This window comes from Nocardia sp. NBC_00881 (genome assembly GCF_045207455.1).
In the GTDB taxonomy this organism is placed as follows: Bacteria; Actinomycetota; Actinomycetes; order Mycobacteriales; family Mycobacteriaceae; genus Nocardia.
On sequence record NZ_CP108798.1, the window covers coordinates 4,240,021 to 4,257,565 of the forward strand.

The window sequence follows — 17,545 nt, forward strand, 5'->3', positions numbered from 1 at the left end:
TCAAAGGGCCTCGAACAAGCAGCGCCGCAGGCGCTGCAAAAACCACACAGTGCGATGATGGACGAGTGACTTTCTGGCCAGCGCCCCATGTCGATGTCCCCGTGCACGCGACCGTGACCCTGCCCGGATCTAAATCGATCACCAACCGGGCCCTCATCCTGGCCGCCTTGGCCGACGGCCCCTCGACGATCACAGGCGCGCTGCGCAGCCGGGACACGAACCTGATGATCGCCGCGCTGTGCGCACTCGGCACGCGTATAGAGGGGGACGGCGACACACTGTCGGTCACCCCGGCCGCGCTGGGCGGCGGCACGGTCGACTGCGGGCTCGCGGGCACCGTGATGCGCTTCCTCCCACCGGTCGCGGCGCTGGCGTCCGGCGATGTCGCGCTCTACGGCGACGAGCAGGCCAGGATCCGCCCGCTTCGCACGATCCTCGACGCGTTGCGCAGTCTGGGCACCGACATCGACGGCGACGCGCTTCCGTTCACGGTGCACGGAACCGGCGCGCTGCGGGGTGGCACGGTGACCATCGATGCGTCCGGGTCGTCTCAGTTCGTCTCGGGCCTGTTGCTTTCGGCTGCCCGCTTCGAGGAGGGGCTCGTCGTGCACCACGACGGCAAGGCGCTGCCCTCGATGCCGCACATCGAGATGACCGTGGAGATGCTGCGCCGCGCCGACGTGCGGGTGCAGGCGCCCGCGGACAACCGCAAGGCGCAGACCTGGACCGTCGAGCATGGACCGATCCGGGCGGTGAATTGGGAGGTAGAGCCGGATCTGTCCAACGCGACCCCGTTCCTTGCCGCGGCCGCGGTCACCGGCGGTGAGGTCAGCATCCCGCACTGGCCGCGGTTGACCACTCAGCCGGGCGACGTGATCCGCGAGATTCTGGTTCGGATGGGCGCCGAGGCGCGAATCTTCGACGGCGTCCTGACCGTGCACGGCCCCGACCGGCTCGCGGGCATCGACATCGACCTGCACGACGTGGGCGAGCTGACTCCGACCGTCGCGGCGCTGGCCGCACTGGCCGATTCCCCGTCCCGGCTGCGCGGAATCGCGCACCTGCGCGGACACGAGACCGACCGGCTGGCCGCATTGTCCACCGAGATCAACCGGCTCGGCGGTAGGGTCACCGAAACCGAGGACGGACTGGAGATCGTGCCGGCGGAGTTGCACGGCGGCAAGTGGCATTCCTACGCCGATCACCGGATGGCGACGGCGGGAGCAATTCTCGGTCTTCGGCTGCCCGGCGTAGAGATCGAGGACATCGGGACTACCGCCAAGACGCTACCGAACTTCGTCTCGCTGTGGGAGCGGATGCTCGACCCCGCGCTATCCGGTCAAGGAGGAGTGCGCTGAGCCGGGCAGGACGCTCCACCGCCAGCTACGACGAATCCGACGTCCGGATCCGGCCGGGGCGCAGTTCCCGCCCCCGCACCAAGACTCGGCCGCAGCACAGCAATGCCGAAGCCGCCATGGTGGTCTCCGTCGACCGCGGCCGCTGGGGGTGTGTACTCGGTGGCGATCCGGATCGACTGATCGTCGCCATGCGAGCCAGGGAACTCGGGCGCACTCCCATCGTGGTCGGTGACCAGGTGGATGTGGTCGGCGACCTGTCCGGAAAGCCGGACACCCTTGCCCGTATCGTGCGGGTCGCCGACCGCCGAACAGTATTGCGCCGCACCGCCGACGACACGGATCCGTTCGAGCGGATCGTGGTCGGCAACGCCGAGCAGCTGTTCATCGTGGTCGCCCTGGCCGACCCACCACCGCGAACCGGTTTCGTCGAGCGCGCGATGGTCGCGGCGTACGCTGGTGGGCTGCAGCCGATCCTGTGCCTGACCAAGCACGACTTGGCCGCCGACTCCGAATTCGCCTCGTCCTTCGACGATCTGGATCTCATCATCATCTACGGCGGTGTCGACGACCCGCTCTCGCCGGTGCTCGAACTGCTCGACGGCAGGCTCACCGCCTTGATCGGCCACTCCGGTGTCGGCAAGTCGACCTTGGTGAATCGCCTTGTGCCGGAAGCAGATCGGGCGGTTGGCGTGGTTTCCGGCGTCGGTAAGGGCAAACACACTTCCACCCAGTCGGTAGCTATCTCCCTTCCCGACGGCGGCTGGGTCATCGACACCCCCGGTATCCGCTCCTTCGGTCTGGCCCACATCACCCCCGACGACGTCATCGCCGCCTTCGACGACCTCGCCGCCGCCATCGAGGATTGCCCTCGCGGCTGCAACCACCTCGGCCCACCGGCCGACCCCGAATGTGCCCTCGACAACCTCCCCGGCAAGGGACGGCGGGTTGCCGCCATCCGTATGTTGCTGACCGCCCTCAACTCCAATGAAAGCTGGTCCTGACCGGGTCGAGACGTCGCGGGCATGCTCACCGAGCGGGCGGAGGTGCCCGAGCGAGCATGTCCCAGGGCCCTGAGCCGATCAGCGCCGCTCGTCGTACGGGTCCTCCAGAGCCGCCGGGGTGTGCGCGAGGTCCAACGCCGTCTCGGGAAAGTGCGGTCCCGCCACGTAGTAACGGGCACGCGTGCGCCCAACGGGCGCCAGGGTTCGGGCGCGGACGAGGTCGCGTAAATCGCGCTGGGCTTGCTGCAGGCTCAGGCCCTCGTTCTGTTCGTAGCGGGTGCGACGGACCCGGCCGGACATCGCGACGTCGTGCAGGGCGGTGACCAGTCTTTGATCAAGACCTTGTCGATTCGTAAAATCGGTCAAGGCATCCCATACCTGGCCTGAGCGCCGGAAACGAGCGTGCACGGTTTGGGCCTGCTGGTGGTAGGCGGTCAGGTTGAACCGAAGCCATTCGGCGACGTCCTGGTCGGGCCGGTATTCGCGGCCGCGCCTGCCGAGCACCTGGTAGTACTCCCACGTGTTGCCTGGGCGGCCCAGCCATGCCTCGATCGACGAGAACTCCGGGGCGAGTACACCTTCGCGGGCGATCATCAAAGTCTGCAGCGACCGCGACATTCGGCCGTTACCGTCGGCCCACGGGTGAATCGACACCAGATGCAGGTGGGCCATCGCGGCGCGGACCAAGGTATGAGAGCCGTCGTCGTGCTCGAGCCACTGGATCAACTCCGCCATCAGCGCGGGCACGGCATCGGCCTCCGGCGCGATGTAGGCGGCGATGCTCGGATCACGGGCGTCGGTGACGTAGACCGGCCCGCGCCGCCACTGGCCGGCGGGCTTGCGGGCAGTATGTCGGTGTCCCTGCAACATCCAATGCAAGGAGTTGAGGAAGCCCTTGCTGTAAGCGAAATCCGCCGCGTCATGCAAGGTCTGGATATAGGTCATCATCCGCTCATACGCGAGCGTCTCCTCCCGATCCTCTTCGGAGACGTCGACATCGCGTTCACCGGCGATCAGGTCTTCTACGTCCACGGTGGAGACCTTGAAGCCTTCGATGGAGTTGGACGCGGCCACAGCATCTGCGGTAAGGAATTTCCGCAAGCCGCCGGTCCACTTCGCCGTAGCCAGCAGCTGATGACGCAGCTCATCCCGCATGCGGTCGACCTCGACCAACACCGCTTCATCCGCTGTCGTCAGCGAGGGCGTGGGGAACAGCATGGCCGCCAGACTATATTGACGCAATGATTACGTCAATACGACATCGCCGTCGAGCCTCGGTCGCTGGCTTACCGGCGCGCTGAACAGCGTTTGCCGTCACGGGCAGAAACGGCCAGCACGAAAACTCACACGACAGCACGAAGGCGCCCAGGAAACCCTGGGCGCCTTCCTGACTCAGCTGATCAGTGCCGACGACGCGACTTCGGTCCGCGCCTGCCCTTCGCATCGGTGCGGGCGGCTTCACGACGCTCGCGGCGGGTGGGCTGGGTGCCGTCCGCGCCGTACTCCTCGGCATCGCTGTGCACCGCGGCGCGACCGCCCTCGTCCGGACCCGAGTAGCTGAAGCCGCGCGGGCCGCTCTCATCGATACCCTTGGCACGCAAGGCGGCCGGGACACCGTTGCCGTTGGCGACACGTGCCTCCTCGGTGGGCAGGGGACGCGGCGCGGTCATGGCACCGACCGGCGAACGCAGGCCCGGGTCGACCGCGACGCCCTCCGGCTGCGGCTGCTGCACCTCGACCTGGAGGTTGAACAGGAAGCCGACCGACTCTTCCTTCAGGCCTTCGAGCATCGCGGCGAACATATCGAAGCCCTCGCGCTGGTACTCGACCAGCGGGTCGCGCTGCGCCATGGCGCGCAGACCGATGCCCTCCTTGAGGTAGTCCATCTCGTAGAGGTGCTCACGCCACTTGCGGTCGAGTACCGAAAGCAGCACCTGACGTTCGAGATTGCGCATGCTGCCCGCACCCGCGAGTCCGTCGATCTCGGCTTCGCGGCGCTCATAGGCATCGTGCGCGTCGTCCAGCAGCGCCTCGAGCAGTTCCTCGCGGGACAGCTCGCCCGCTTCGCCGATCTCGGTTTCGCCGGTCAGGTCCTTGTAGTCCACGCCCACCGGATACAGCGTCCCGAGCGCCGTCCACAACTTGCCCAGATCCCAGTCCTCGACATACCCGTCGGCGGTGGCGCCGTCCACGTACGCGGTGGTCACGTCCGTGATCATGCTCTGGACCTGACCCTCCATGTCCTCGCCGCGCAGGATCCGGTTGCGCTCGCCGTAGATGACGGTGCGCTGCTGGTTCATCACCTCGTCGTACTTGAGGACGTTCTTGCGGATCTCGAAGTTCTGCTGCTCGACCTGGGTCTGTGCGCTCTTGATCGCCTTGGAGACCATCTTGGCCTCGATCGGCACGTCGTCGGGCAGATTCAGCCGGGTCATGATCGCTTCCAGCGCGGCGCCGTTGAAGCGGCGCATCAGCTCGTCGCCCAGCGACAGGTAGAAGCGGGACTCGCCGGGGTCGCCCTGACGGCCGGAGCGACCGCGCAGCTGGTTGTCGATGCGGCGCGACTCGTGCCTCTCGGTGCCGAGCACATACAGGCCACCCGCCGCACGCACCGCATCGGCGTCCTCGGCGGTCTGCGCCTTGACTTGATCCAGGGTCGGCAGCCAGGCCCGCTCGTACTCCTCGGGCGTCTCGACCGGGTCGAGACCCTGCTTGCGAAGCAGGATGTCGGTGATGATGTCCGGGTTGCCACCGAGCACGACGTCGGTACCACGACCAGCCATGTTCGTCGCCACGGTCACCGCACCCGGCCGTCCGGCCTCGGCGATGATCTCGGCTTCCTTCTCGTGAAATTTCGCGTTCAGCACGTTGTGCGGGATGCCGCGCTTGGTGAACTGTTTGGACAGGTACTCCGAGCGCTCGACGCTGGTGGTACCGATCAGCACCGGCTGGCCGTTCTCGTGCCGCTCCGTGACGTCGTCGACCACGGCGGAGAACTTGGCCTCTTCGGTCTTGTAGATCAGGTCCGACTGGTCGGCACGGACCATCGGCTTGTTCGTCGGGATCGGGACCACGCCGAGGGAGTAGATCTGGTGCAACTCGGCGGCCTCGGTCTCGGCGGTACCGGTCATGCCGGACAACTTGTCGTAGAGGCGGAAGTAGTTCTGCAGCGTGATAGTGGCCAGCGTCTGGTTCTCCGGCTGGATCTCGACCTGTTCCTTGGCTTCGATCGCCTGGTGCATGCCCTCGTTGTAGCGGCGCCCGACCAGGATGCGGCCGGTGAACTCGTCGACGATGATCACCTCGCCGTCGCGGACGATGTAGTCCTTGTCGCGGGCGTAGAGCTCCTTGGCCTTGATGGCGTTGTTCAGGTAGCTCACCAGCGGCGAGTTGGCGGCCTCGTACAGGTTGTCGATGCCGAGCTGGTCCTCGACGAATTCGACGCCCGCCTCATGCACACCGATCGTGCGCTTTTTGATGTCGACCTCGTAGTGCAGGTCCTTCTTCAGCAGTGGCGCGATGCGCGCGAACTCGGCATACCACTTCGAGGAGGCGTCGGCCGGACCGGAGATGATCAGCGGGGTGCGCGCCTCGTCGATCAGGATGGAGTCGACCTCGTCGACGATGGCAAAGTTGTGCCCGCGCTGCACCAGGTCGTCCAGCGAGTGGGTCATGTTGTCGCGCAGGTAGTCGAAGCCGAACTCGTTGTTGGTGCCGTAGGTGATGTCGGCGTTGTAGGCCGCCCGCCGCTGGGCGGGGGTCATGCCGGACAGGATCACGCCGACCTCGAGACCGAGGAAGCGGTGCACGCGGCCCATCCACTCGGCGTCACGCTTGGCCAGATAGTCGTTCACCGTGACGACGTGCACGCCGTCGCCGCTGATCGCGTTCAGGTAGGCGGGCAGCACACAGGTGAGGGTCTTGCCTTCACCGGTCTTCATCTCGGAGATGTTGCCGGTGTGCAGCGCGGCGCCACCCATGACCTGCACCTTGTAGTGCTTCTGACTGAGCACCCGCCAGGACGCCTCCCGCGCGACCGCGAACGCCTCGGCCATCAGCTGGCCGAGCGGATCGCTCTCACCCTCGTCGACCATCTCGGCGTAGCGCTCGCGGAACTCGTCCGTCTTGCCACGCAGCTCGGCGTCGGTGAGCAACTCGTAGTCCGACTCGAGGTCGAGCACCTGGTCCGCGAAATGCGAGAGCCGCTTGACAATGCGACCCTCACCAATCCGTAGCAACCTCGTCAGTGTCAGCGCAGGCACGGGTCTCGTCAGTCCTCTGGTCGGTGTGTCTATCGTGTCGTCGGCCCCCGGGCCGGTGCGGGCCCACGCGGTGGCGCGGAATCCGCGGCATGCTCCATGGTAATGCGGCATCCATGGTAGGCGCCGACGAGCAGCGACGTGCCGCCTCCCATGTCGTCAGGGCCCCTGACACGCACGTCGCCACCCACAGTACGCGCGGCTGACGGGCCGATTCCCCCGGCGAGCACGCTCCACGCGGGTTACCCGGTGAACACTCGATCACCGAGTGTGCCGGTATCGCCGCGGTCGCCAGAGCAGCGAACTATCGGCGAATCCCTTGACACCGAGGTCGTTTCACGAAATGCCCGACGACACAAGACGTCCGCGCAGCGCGCCCATTTCCACGTGGACTGCCGTGCCGGAGTCGCTGACAGGATGGCCTATCTCTCGGTCGACTACGCGACGGTCCGACACGCTGTGCAACCGAACGCCCCGCCGACCGTGCATCCCAGCCCCTGCTGTGATCGAATCGAGTTCCCTACCACCCGGAGGGTTGAGGGCGCACCGATTTCACCGGATATGCCACAACGGGACGAGGCAACCGTTGTCGCGGCAGCACAATAGGCAGGTACGGCATCGGGAAAAGGAGCACCGGGCAGCGTGATCACGAGACTGACGCCGCAGGACGCGTCGTTCTATCGGCTCGAGTCGAGCAGCAATCCCATCCACATCGGCTCCCTCGCGATCGTCCTGAACACCGACTCCGGCGCCGGAGCCGGCACGCCGATCTTGAACTACGACCGGCTGGTCGACCTGGTCGATGGCAGGCTCCCGCTGGTGCCGAGATACCGGCGCAGGGTGCGGGAGGTCCCGCTGTCGCTCGGGCGGCCGGTCTGGGTCGAGGACAGCCGATTCGACATCACCTACCACATCCGACGGTCGGCGCTGCCTGCTCCTGGCACCGATCAGCAGCTGTACGAACTGGTCGCTCGGCTCGCCTCCCATCCCCTGGATCAGAGCAGACCGCTGTGGGAGATGTATCTGATCGAAGGTCTGTCCGAGGGCCGTTGTGCGCTCTTCACCAAGTCGCACTCGGCACTGGTTGACGGAGATACCGCGCTGGAGATCGGCCACGTGATCCTCGATGCCGGGCCCGCGACGCGCGAGCTGGCCGACGACGCCTGGATCGCGCCGCGCGAACCCAGCGACGTCGAACTGCTGGTCGGCGCGCTGGCCGATCTCGCGGCGCAGCCACGCAAGGCGCTGGATGTCGCCCGCGACGCGAGCGCGAGCGCCTTCGCGGTGATCGGCACGGCGGGCAAGGCGGTGGACTCGGTGGTGTCGGCGGTGCGTGCCGCGGCGACTGGTGCCCCGGACAGCCCGCTGAACGGCCCTACCTCGCGCAGCCGTCGCTTCGACGTGGTGCGCACCGACCTGGCGGACTACCGCACGATTCGCACCCGCTTCGACTGCTCCACCAACGACGCGATCCTCGCGGTGGTCACCGGCGCGCTGCGCAACTGGCTGCTGTCGCGCGGTGAGGCACTCACCGAGTCGACCACGCTGCGGGCGGTCGTACCCATGTCGGTGTATGTCGAAGGGAACGGCGGGAATCGGCTCAAACCGGCGGGCGAGGTGTCGTCGTTCCTGATCGATCTTCCGGTCGGCGAGCCGAATCCGGTGATGCGCCTGTCGCACATCGCGCACGCCACCGAACTCAACGGCAGAAACCAGCGTGGCGTCCGCGCGCGCACCCTCGTTCATCTGGCCGGGTTCGCTCCGGCCAGCCTGCATGCGATGAGCGTGCGGGCAGCGAGTACGTTCGCAGAGCACACGTTCAACTTGGTGATCACCAACGCGCCGGGTCCGCAGACGCCGATGTTCATCGGCGGCGCGCGGATGCTGGAGATGTACCCGGTGGCGCCACTGCTGCGCAACCAGGCGTCGAGCATCGGGATCACGTCCTACGACGGACGCGTTTTCTTCGGACTCAACGCCGACCGCGACGCGATGGCCGACATCGGCGTGCTCGCCGCGTCGGTCCGCGATTCCATGGAGGAGATGCTCGGTGCCTGCGTCTGACCAGAAGAAGCTACGGGTCTACATCCCGGCGACGGTGCCGATGCTGCGCGAGCTGGTCGCGAACGGGGAGCTGGCACCTATCGGCGGCACCGCGTTCGCCGTCACCCCCGCGCTGCGTGAGGCATACGCCTCCGGTGACGACGAGGAGCTCGGCGAGGTGGCCATCGGAGAGGCTGCCCGCGCGTCGCTGCGCCTGCTCGCTGCCGAGCGCGAGCAGATCGCCGAGTCCGACGAACACGCAACAAACGCAGCAAACGCAGCGCCGGACGCCGCCGCCGCTCCGGTCACCTCCGGCAGCCCGGTCTACCGGCGCGCGGTGATCGCCGCCGACGTGACCGGCACGAAGCTGCGGCCCGATCTCGACGACGCGGTCGTGCGCCTGGCGGGGCCGATCGGCTATCAGCAGATCGCCTCCGTGCACGTCGACTTGGCGGACGCCGAGCCAGAGGTGGCCAAGGCGGTCGACGTGATCGATGCGGCCGATCTCGGCGACACCGACGCCGAGTTCGTGCTCGGCGACGCCGAGGACCACCAGCTGGCTTGGTACGCCGCGCAGGAGCTGCCATTCCTGCTCGAACTGCTCTGAATCACGCATCGTCCGAGCCGCAGGGCGTCCATACGACACCCGTTCCGCCCGGGCTTGCCCACCGCCCGAACCTACGATGCCGTAACCTGGCAGGTGAGGCGCGTCCGATCGGCGCATCCGACGACAAGGAGACGAACGGCAGCGATGGGTTCGAAAAGAGGGGGATTCTCGGTGCGGGGCGTCCGCGAGTGGCTGGAGGCGCCGGCCGCGAGTGTCGCCGAGCGCGGCGGCAGGCTGAACGTCCTGCGCGGCGCCGTGGCGCGGGTGACTACCCCACTGCTGCCGGACGACTACCTGCACTTGGCCAACCCGCTGTGGTCGGCGCGCGAGCTGCGCGGGCGCATCGTCGAGGTGCGCAAGGAAACCGCGGACTCCGCGACACTGGTGATCAAACCGGGGTGGGGCTTCGACTTCAAATACGATCCCGGTCAGTACATCGGCATCGGCATCCTGGTCGACGGCCGCTGGCACTGGCGCTCGTACTCGCTGACCTGCCCGCCGAACTGGAACGAGCCGGGACACGGCGGCAAGCGACTGATCTCGATCGCCGTGAAGGCGATGCCGGAAGGCTTCCTGTCCAGCCACCTGGTCAGCGGTGTTCCGGTCGGCACCGTCGTCCGGCTCGCCGCGCCGCAGGGCGGCTTCGTGCTGCCCTATCCGCCGCCGGAGAAGGTTCTCTTCCTCACCGCGGGCAGCGGCATCACCCCGGTCATGTCGATGCTGCGCGCGATGGACCGCCGCGAACTGGTCACCGACGTGCTGCACCTGCATTCCGCGCGCACTGCCGACGACGTGATGTTCGGCGCGGAACTGCGCGCGCTGCACGATCGGAATCCCAGTTTCCGCTCGCACCTGCATCTGACCGGCGAGCACGGCAAGTTCGCACTCGCCGACCTCGACACGAAGTTTCCCGACTGGCGGGAGCGGCACACCTGGGCGTGCGGCCCCGCGGCGATGCTCGACGAGATCGACAGCCACTGGCGCGACGCCGGCCGATCCGACCGGCTGCACGTGGAGCGATTCGAGATCGAGCGCTCCGCGGTCGGCGAGGGCGGCACGGTCACTTTCGGCAAGTCCGGGCGCACCACCGAGGTGGATGGCGCGACCAGCCTGCTGGAGGCGGGCGAGTCCGTCGGCGTACGGATGCCGTTCGGCTGCCGCATGGGGATCTGCCAGACCTGTGTCGTCACCGTGAGTTCCGGTTACGTACGCGATCTACGCAACGGAGACGAGCGCCGCGAGGGCGACAAGGTGCAGACCTGCATCTCGGCCGCCGCAGGCGACTGCACCCTGGACGTGTAGTCCGGCAGGTACCCTCGATCTAGTTCGAGTAGGGAAAGGACCCCCGGTGGCCATCACCGATATCAAGACGTTCGCCCACCTGACAGCGGCCGACATCGAGGCACTGGGGCAGGAGCTCGATTCGATCCGGCGCTCGGTGGAGTTGTCCCGCGGTGCACGCGACGCGAGGTACATCCGACGCTCGATCGCGGCGCAGCGCGTTCTCGAAGTGGCGGGCCGGGCCGTGCTGTTCGGAAGTCGCAACCGCTGGGCCTGGCTGGCAGGCACCGCGCTGCTCTCGGTCGCCAAGATCATCGAGAACATGGAGCTCGGGCACAACGTCAGCCACGGGCAGTGGGACTGGATGAACGACCCGGAGATCCATTCCAGCTCCTGGGAGTGGGACATGACCGGCCCCTCGTCGCAGTGGCGCCGCGCGCACAACTACTCCCACCACACTTACACCAACGTCCTCGGCAAGGACGAGGACCTCGGCTTCGGCATCATGCGGATGACCCGCGACGAGCAGTGGAAGCCGATTCACCTGATGCAGCCTCTGGCGAATCTACTGCTGGCAACCACCTTCGAGTGGGGCATCGCGCTGCACGACTTGAGCATCGAGAAAGAGTTGGCCGGCACCCAGCCCGGCGAGCTCATGTCGCAGCCGAACAAGGACATCGCCCGGAAGATCTCCCGGCAGGTGGCCAAGGACTTCCTGATCTACCCCGCCCTTACCGGACCGGCCTTCAAGCAGACCCTGAAGGCGAACGCGATGGCGAACCTGGTGCGCAACCTGTGGGCGTACGCGGTGATCTTCTGCGGCCACTTCCCCGACGGCGCGGAGAAGTTCACCATCGAACAACTCGAGAACGAGACCAGCGCTGAGTGGTATCTGCGCCAGATGCTGGGCAGCGCCAACTTCAAGGCCGGGCCCGCTATGGCGTTCATGAGCGGCAATCTCTGCTACCAGATCGAGCATCACCTGTTCCCCGATCTGCCGAGTAACCGGTACCCGGAGATCGCGGTGCGGGTGCGCGAGCTGTGCGACAAATACGACCTTCCTTACACCACTGGTTCGCTCGGCAAGCAGTATCTGCTCGCGTTCCGTACCATCCACAAGCTCGCGCTGCCGGACCGGTTCTTGAAAGCGACCGCCGACAACGCCCCCGAGACGTCCTCGGAACGCAAGTTCGCGGGCGTCACCCTGCCGTCGATCGGCACCGGGTGGGATCTGACGCTGCCGGGTGCGGAGTCCACGCACTGGCTGCGCATCGATCCGGAAACCGGCAAGCGGCGCGGTCTGCGCTCGGCGCTGCATGAGGCGAAGGTCGTGCTCAAGGAGAAGGCGCGGCAGGAGAAGGAAATGCTGCGCGAGGCCAAGGCTGCCTTGCGAGTGAAGGCCAAGCACGAGCAGGAGATGCTGCGCGAGGCCACACTCGCGCTGCAGGAGCGCGCCCGTCAGGAGCAGGCGTCGCTGCGCAGGAAGGCTATCTGGGGCAAGCCTTTTCGCCTCGGTCGCAGGCGGCGTTGACATATCGGTTCGCTGATCGCAAGAGCATGCCCGATCCAGTTGTGACGAGTCCCTCACAACCTACGGTCTCGTAACCTACGGTATAGTAACCGGCATGGCCATCTCGGATGTCAAGGAATACGCGCACCTGACCGAGGCCGATGTGGAAACACTCGGCGCGGAGTTCGACGCGATCCGGCGAGAAATCGAGGCCTCTCGGGGCGAGCGCGACGCGAAGTACATCCGCAACGTCATCCGGCTCCAGCGCGCGCTCGAGATCAGCGGCCGCGTTGTGCTGTTCGGCAGCTTCCTGCCGCCCGCATGGTTGGCCGGCGTTGCCCTCCTCGGCACCTCCAAGATCATCGAGAACATGGAGATCGGGCACAACGTCATGCACGGGCAGTGGGACTGGATGAACGATCCGGAGATCCACTCCAGCTCGTGGGAATGGGATAACACGGGTGCGTCCAAGCATTGGAAGCACACGCACAACTACCTGCACCACAAGTACACCAACGTGCTCGGCATGGACGACGACATCGGCTACGGCCTGCTGCGGGTGACCCGCGATCAGCGGTGGAAGCCGTTCAACCTGGGCAACCCGCTCTACAACCTGGTGCTGCAGCTGTTCTTCGAGTACGGCGTGGCCATCCAGCACCTGGAGCTGGGCAAGCTGGCCGCGGGCCGATTCAAGCCGGGCACCCCGGAACGGGCCGAGTTCGAGCGCAAGCGCGGCGAGGCGCTCACCAAAATGGGTAAGCAGGTCCTCAAGGACTACGTGATCTTCCCCGCGCTCACCGGTCCCGCGTTCTTCTCCACGCTGACCGCCAATCTGGCCGCCAACGCGATCCGCAACGTGTGGTCCAACGCAGTGATCTTCTGTGGCCATTTCCCGGACGGAGCGGAGAAGTTCACCAAGGCCGACATCGACGGCGAGACCCACGGCCAGTGGTACCTGCGTCAGATGCTGGGCAGCGCCAACATCTCCGGCGGGCCGGTCACCCATTTCATGACCGGCAACCTCAGCCATCAGATCGAACACCACCTGTTCCCGGACCTGCCGAGCAACCGGTACGCCGACATCGCCGTGCGGGTGCGCGAGCTAGCCGAGAAGTACGACCTGCCCTACACCACCGGTTCGCTGCCGGTGCAGTACTTCAAGGCGTGGCGGACGATCCTCAAGCTGGCGTTGCCGAACAAATACCTGCGCGCCACCGTCGATGACGCACCCGAGACAGCCTCGGAGCGCAAGTTCGGTGGTAAGGCAGAGTCCACCATCGACCCGATCACCGGAAAGCGCCGCGGTCTGCGCACCGCGATCGCCAACGGACGACGCCGGATCAGGCGCCACGCGGTCTGATCGGTTTGCCAGCACACAAGCATCAACCGCCGACTGTGCCCGCTCACGTTACGGGTGCGCGCGCTCAACTCAGTTGCTGGCCTTCGCAACCGAAGCAGCTCGACCTCCGCTTCCGAGCTCAGCGAGACAGAGCATTGCTCGGACGCGAGCCACAAGGGGGCCGCGAACACGCCGCGCCCGCGCGGCAAAAGACACAGCTGGTTGACTAGGGCCCGTGTGTGCTGAGGATCTGAGCGTCTACGAAGCCATCCAGCGGCGCCGCGATGTGCGCGCCGAGTTCACCGGGGAGCTCGTAGACGATGCCACGCTGTGGCGGATGCTCGGTGCGGCGCACCGGGCGCCGAGCGTGGGCAACTCGCAGCCATGGGACTTCGTCGTCGTCCGCAATCCGGCGACATTGCGGAATTTCGCCGACCACGTGGCGGGCAAGCGCGGCGAGTTCCGGGACGCGCTGCCACCGGAGCGCGCCGCGACCTTCGAGCCGATCAAGATCGAAGGCATTACCGAGAGCGGCACCGGCATCGTGGTCAGCTACGACCACGACCGGGGCGGACCGCAGGTGCTCGGCCGGGCCACCGTGCCCGAAACCGGGATCTACTCGGCGGTTCTCGCGATCCAGAACCTCTGGTTGGCCGCCACCGCCGAAGGTGTCGGCGTCGGCTGGGTGTCGTTCTACGATCCCGAATTCCTCGCCGAGCTGGTGGGTCTCCCCCACGGCATCCACCCCGTCGCCTGGCTGTGCGTAGGTCCAGTCCACGAGTTCCAGCAGGTCCCCGACCTGGAACGATTCGGCTGGCGCGCCGGACGGCCACTGCCGGACGCCGTGCACCAGGAGACCTACCGTGGCTGAGTTTCGAGCAACCCCTTCGAGAAAGTTCAGCTCGTCCGAAGGCCGAGTTACCGGAGTGGCACCAGCTCGACGCGGTCGAGGATGCGGATGCGAGCCAAGTGAGTCGTTCATGGTTCAATTGTCCGCAGAGTGGGTACGCTTTGGGCGAAACTGCTTCGGCCGCAGCGTTCTTCGTTCAGGAGGTTTGTGCAATGGCCAATGTCGCTGCCGTTCGGCTTTCGAGCGAGCTGGGCATCGATCTGGCTCAGGCGATGTTGCGCCTGCGGCGGGAGGGCGTCCCCGGCGAGACCAAACACCAGACCTGCCTGCGAATCATCGCTGACGAGGGCCGCGACCGTCGACTCGGCACAGCCCCGGGCCGCCCTGAGCAGGGGCGCTAGCCACAGGCAGCGCGCTCACGCACTCATCCCGTCCCACGGAAGTTCGATCATCCGGACGCCACCGTGGCCCTGACCCACGTCGGGTCACATTCGCTCGAGCACCGCTGAAGCGCCGATACCGCCTGCGGCGCATATGCCGAGCAGCGCCGTACTCTTGCCGGTGCGGGCCAGCTCGTTGGCCATGGTGGTCACCATGCGCGCCCCCGTGGCGCCGAACGGGTGCCCGAGGGCGACCGAACCGCCGTGCACGTTCAGCTTGTCGATGTCCACCGCACCGACGGCGGTGTCGCGATCCAGCCGGGTCTTGGCCCACTCATCGCTGGCGAGGGCGCTCAATACGGACAGCGTCTGCGCGGCGAAGGCCTCGTGGATGTCTATGACATCGATATCGCCCAAAGACATTCCGGCCTTCTCCAGCGCGCGCGGCATGGAGATCGCGGGACCGATCAGCACCTGGTCGGTCGGGTCGACGCTCACGTAGCTCCAGGAGCGGAAGGTGGCCAGCGGCCGATAGCCGAGGGCGTGCGCCTTCTCCTCGCTCATCAGCAACACTGCGGCGGCACCGTCGGTCAGCGGGCTGGCGTTGCCCGCCGTGACAGTGCCGTCGGCCGCGAACACCGGCTTCAGTCCGGCCAATTTCTCGACGGTTGTGTTACCACGCACGAGGCCGTCGCGCGCGATCTCGACCCCCTCGGGGGTGCGTACTCGCAGTACCTCGTCGTCGAACCGCCCCGACTCGATGGCCGCAGCCGCGTGATGGTGCGAGCGGGCGGCGAACTCGTCCTGATCGGCCCGGCTCACACCATGGATGCGTGCCATTTTCTCAGCGGACTCCCCCATCACCTCGCCGGTGGTGCGCTCGGCGATCCTGGGCCGGCGCGGCAGCAGATCGGTGAACGGCGCAAGCCGCGCGACCGCGGAGAGATAGTCCTTCGGCTTCGGCTTGCCGAGCGCTAACGGCGCCGCCGCGTGCACGACCTTCTGCGGTAGCTTGACCTCAGCGTTCGAGGTGGAATCGCTGCCGCCCGCGATCATGATGTCGTATTCGCCACGCTCGATCGCGGCCGCGGCGGAGGTCACCGCCTGGAGGCCGGAGGCGCAAGCCCTGGTCACCGTGTAGCCCTCGCAGCCCGGGTCGAGCCGCAGGTCCAGCGCGATCTCGCGCGCGATATTCGGCGCCACGCTCGGCAGGATGACCCCGCCCCAGACGATCGACTCCACCTGCGCGCCGGGCAGCCCGGTCCGTTCCAACACCCCCCGGACCGCGGCATCCGCCAGCGCGATGGAGTCCATTCGGGTGTATCCGGTGAACGCACGCACGAATGGCGTGCGTGCACCGGACACAATCACAGCACGGCGAGCGGCGTTGGTGGCCATGCGATTTCCTTTCGAAGAGCGCGAACCACCAAACTTACTCCAAGGTAAGTTCACCGTCGACCCCCTTCGCCGACGGTGAATCGCAACCAGCGGCGATCCCCGCCTCCGAGTCCGCCGCCCGCCATCGAGTGACCGCCCCGACGAACGCCCCTGCTCGTCCCGGAACGACGCCGTGGCCGACATCCTCGGCCAAGAGAACAACTATGCATCGCCCTTCGGAGCTGTCGCGGCGGCAGAAGAGCCATCCAGCGCACGGACGGCGCCGCGCCGCCGAGTTACTGAGCCACCGAACTCAGTGCAGGAGACCCAGCACCTGCCATGGCGGCCCCAGTTCCGGAATGTGACGCGAGACCTACCGATACCCACCCTCGGATCGATCGAGCTACCTCGATGATGTCGCACCGTATCGAGAACGGACGATCAGCCTGCTGCCTATCGACACCGCGCTGCTCGCGGCACCAACTGCGGCACGGATAGGGGCTATGGATCGCCGAGCAGGACAGCGACATCATCGGGGCGCGATAACGACCAAGGAAGAGAGAGGCTTTCATAAAAAATCTCCGGGCACCCAACCCTCGAGCTGGGCGCCCGGAGAAGCGGACGGACTCGATCAGGCGAGCCGGATGAGGCCGTAGTCGAAGGCGTGCCGACGGTAGACGACCGACGGCCGGTCGGTCTCCTTGTCGTGGAAGAGGAAGAAGTCGTGGCCGACGAGCTCCATCTCGTAGAGGGCGTCGTCGACGGTCATCGGAGTCGCCGGGTGCACCTTCGTACGCACGATGTGACCCGGACCCGTAGCGTAATCCGTGTTCTCTGCCTCGTCGATGCGGCGGCTTTCGCCTTCGGGATGAGCATGCGCGGTACTCGCCCCGCTCGGCCGCTCGAACAGGGACTCATCCACCAGGTCGGCCGTGGCCTGGGCGACAGAGACCGGGGTCTTGTCCCCGTAGTGCACCCGGCGCCGATCCTTGGTACGACGCAATCGGCTCTCCAGCTTCGCGGTCACCGACTCGAAGGCGGCGTAGAAGCTATCCGCGCGGGCCTCGGCCCGGACAACGGGACCTTTACCGCGCGAAGTGATTTCGACGCGCTGGCAGCTCTTGCGCTGCCGACGGTTGCGTTCATGGAACAGCTCCACGTCGAAGAGGAAGATCGACGGGTCGAAGCGCTCGAGGCGGGAGAGTTTTTCCGCGACGTAGATTCGAAAATGATCAGGCACCTCGACATTGCGGCCTTTCACCACGATATCGGCGAGCGGAGCCCGTGGGCTTTCCGCTACGGGTTGCCCTGTCGCATCTTGGGCGCCGGAATCCAGCACCGAAGGAGCAGCGTCTTTCACTGAAGGTCGTGAAGAAGTCGTCACGCGTACCTCCCGGATATGGCCGCACAGACCGATTCATGCGGCGGGATTGAGCAGTGCCGATCGAGAATCGCTCGGCACAAGTTGTCCGAGGCGACACCTCCAAACTCCCGGTTCGGGTGTGTGATCGCGACGCTAGTACGACATCGGGCAGACCGC

At 66.5% G+C, this 17,545-nt stretch carries 14 protein-coding genes; 9 read left to right on the forward strand and 5 right to left on the reverse strand.

What is annotated here, in order from left to right; all coding sequences use genetic code 11:
* Positions 1-65: 65 nt before the first annotated feature.
* Positions 66-1,358, forward strand: coding sequence for a 3-phosphoshikimate 1-carboxyvinyltransferase (gene aroA / locus OH799_RS17735; RefSeq protein WP_406265119.1), 1,293 nt, complete (start codon positions 66-68; stop codon positions 1,356-1,358).
* Positions 1,307-2,359, forward strand: coding sequence for a ribosome small subunit-dependent GTPase A (rsgA, locus tag OH799_RS17740; protein ID WP_406265122.1), 1,053 nt, complete (start codon positions 1,307-1,309; stop codon positions 2,357-2,359). Before aroA ends, rsgA begins: the two co-directional genes overlap by 52 nt.
* A gap of 78 nt (positions 2,360-2,437) precedes the next feature.
* On the opposite strand, the gene OH799_RS17745 is transcribed toward rsgA, so the two are convergent.
* Together OH799_RS17745 and secA are read right to left on the reverse strand one after the other, a co-directional pair.
* A complete protein-coding gene (locus OH799_RS17745; RefSeq protein ID WP_406265125.1) occupies positions 2,438-3,577 on the reverse strand; it encodes a Fic family protein in 1,140 nt (379 codons plus the stop codon).
* A 182-nt stretch (positions 3,578-3,759) separates the two neighbouring features.
* A complete protein-coding gene (secA, locus tag OH799_RS17750) occupies positions 3,760-6,621 on the reverse strand; it encodes a preprotein translocase subunit SecA (protein WP_406265128.1) in 2,862 nt (953 codons plus the stop codon).
* Positions 6,622-7,260: 639 nt separating this feature from the next.
* On the opposite strand from secA, the gene OH799_RS17755 reads away from it, so the two are divergent.
* The 7 genes from OH799_RS17755 to OH799_RS17785 all read left to right on the forward strand — a co-directional run bounded on the left by OH799_RS17755 (position 7,261) and on the right by OH799_RS17785 (position 14,649).
* Positions 7,261-8,682: a WS/DGAT/MGAT family O-acyltransferase gene (locus OH799_RS17755; protein ID WP_406265131.1), complete on the forward strand. Its 1,422-nt coding sequence runs from the start codon at positions 7,261-7,263 to the stop codon at positions 8,680-8,682.
* A 40-nt stretch (positions 8,683-8,722) separates the two neighbouring features.
* Positions 8,723-9,268, forward strand: coding sequence for a DUF6912 family protein (locus tag OH799_RS17760; protein WP_406282220.1), 546 nt, complete (start codon positions 8,723-8,725; stop codon positions 9,266-9,268).
* A 144-nt stretch (positions 9,269-9,412) separates the two neighbouring features.
* Complete coding sequence (locus tag OH799_RS17765) at positions 9,413-10,570, forward strand: ferredoxin reductase (protein WP_406265134.1); 1,158 nt, start codon at positions 9,413-9,415, stop codon at positions 10,568-10,570.
* A 46-nt stretch (positions 10,571-10,616) separates the two neighbouring features.
* A complete protein-coding gene (locus OH799_RS17770) occupies positions 10,617-12,080 on the forward strand; it encodes a fatty acid desaturase family protein (RefSeq protein ID WP_406265137.1) in 1,464 nt (487 codons plus the stop codon).
* 94 nt (positions 12,081-12,174) lie between these two features.
* Positions 12,175-13,419 carry a fatty acid desaturase family protein gene (locus tag OH799_RS17775; protein WP_406265140.1) on the forward strand — a complete coding sequence of 415 codons (1,245 nt, stop codon included), beginning with the start codon at positions 12,175-12,177 and terminating at the stop codon, positions 13,417-13,419.
* A gap of 229 nt (positions 13,420-13,648) precedes the next feature.
* The gene (gene bluB, locus OH799_RS17780) at positions 13,649-14,269 is read left to right on the forward strand and encodes a 5,6-dimethylbenzimidazole synthase (protein WP_406282223.1); all 621 of its coding nucleotides are present in this window, start codon (positions 13,649-13,651) and stop codon (positions 14,267-14,269) included.
* A gap of 191 nt (positions 14,270-14,460) precedes the next feature.
* Positions 14,461-14,649 (forward strand): hypothetical protein, encoded by a 189-nt coding sequence (locus tag OH799_RS17785; RefSeq protein ID WP_406265143.1) that lies wholly within the window; start codon positions 14,461-14,463, stop codon positions 14,647-14,649.
* An 84-nt stretch (positions 14,650-14,733) separates the two neighbouring features.
* Here OH799_RS17785 and OH799_RS17790 read toward each other — a convergent pair whose 3' ends face one another.
* From OH799_RS17790 to hpf, 3 genes are all read right to left on the reverse strand, one after another.
* Entirely contained in the window at positions 14,734-16,026 is a 1,293-nt protein-coding gene (locus OH799_RS17790) for an acetyl-CoA C-acyltransferase (RefSeq protein WP_406265146.1), read from the reverse strand.
* Between the two features lie 34 nt (positions 16,027-16,060).
* Positions 16,061-16,219, reverse strand: a complete 159-nt coding sequence (locus tag OH799_RS17795) for a hypothetical protein (protein ID WP_406265150.1) — start codon at positions 16,217-16,219, stop codon at positions 16,061-16,063.
* A gap of 417 nt (positions 16,220-16,636) precedes the next feature.
* Entirely contained in the window at positions 16,637-17,389 is a 753-nt protein-coding gene (gene hpf, locus OH799_RS17800; RefSeq protein WP_406265153.1) for a ribosome hibernation-promoting factor, HPF/YfiA family, read from the reverse strand.
* Between the last annotated feature and the right edge of the window lie 156 nt (positions 17,390-17,545).

Coding starts and splice junctions, on each gene's coding strand:
- OH799_RS17745 (WP_406265125.1), bottom strand. CDS start 3,577: ATGCTGTTCCCCACGCCCTCGCTGACGACAGCGGATGAAGCGGTGTTG.
- OH799_RS17785 (WP_406265143.1), top strand. CDS start 14,461: ATGGCCAATGTCGCTGCCGTTCGGCTTTCGAGCGAGCTGGGCATCGAT.
- OH799_RS17765 (WP_406265134.1), top strand. CDS start 9,413: ATGGGTTCGAAAAGAGGGGGATTCTCGGTGCGGGGCGTCCGCGAGTGG.
- OH799_RS17790 (WP_406265146.1), bottom strand. CDS start 16,026: ATGGCCACCAACGCCGCTCGCCGTGCTGTGATTGTGTCCGGTGCACGC.
- OH799_RS17775 (WP_406265140.1), top strand. CDS start 12,175: ATGGCCATCTCGGATGTCAAGGAATACGCGCACCTGACCGAGGCCGAT.
- OH799_RS17760 (WP_406282220.1), top strand. CDS start 8,723: ATGCTGCGCGAGCTGGTCGCGAACGGGGAGCTGGCACCTATCGGCGGC.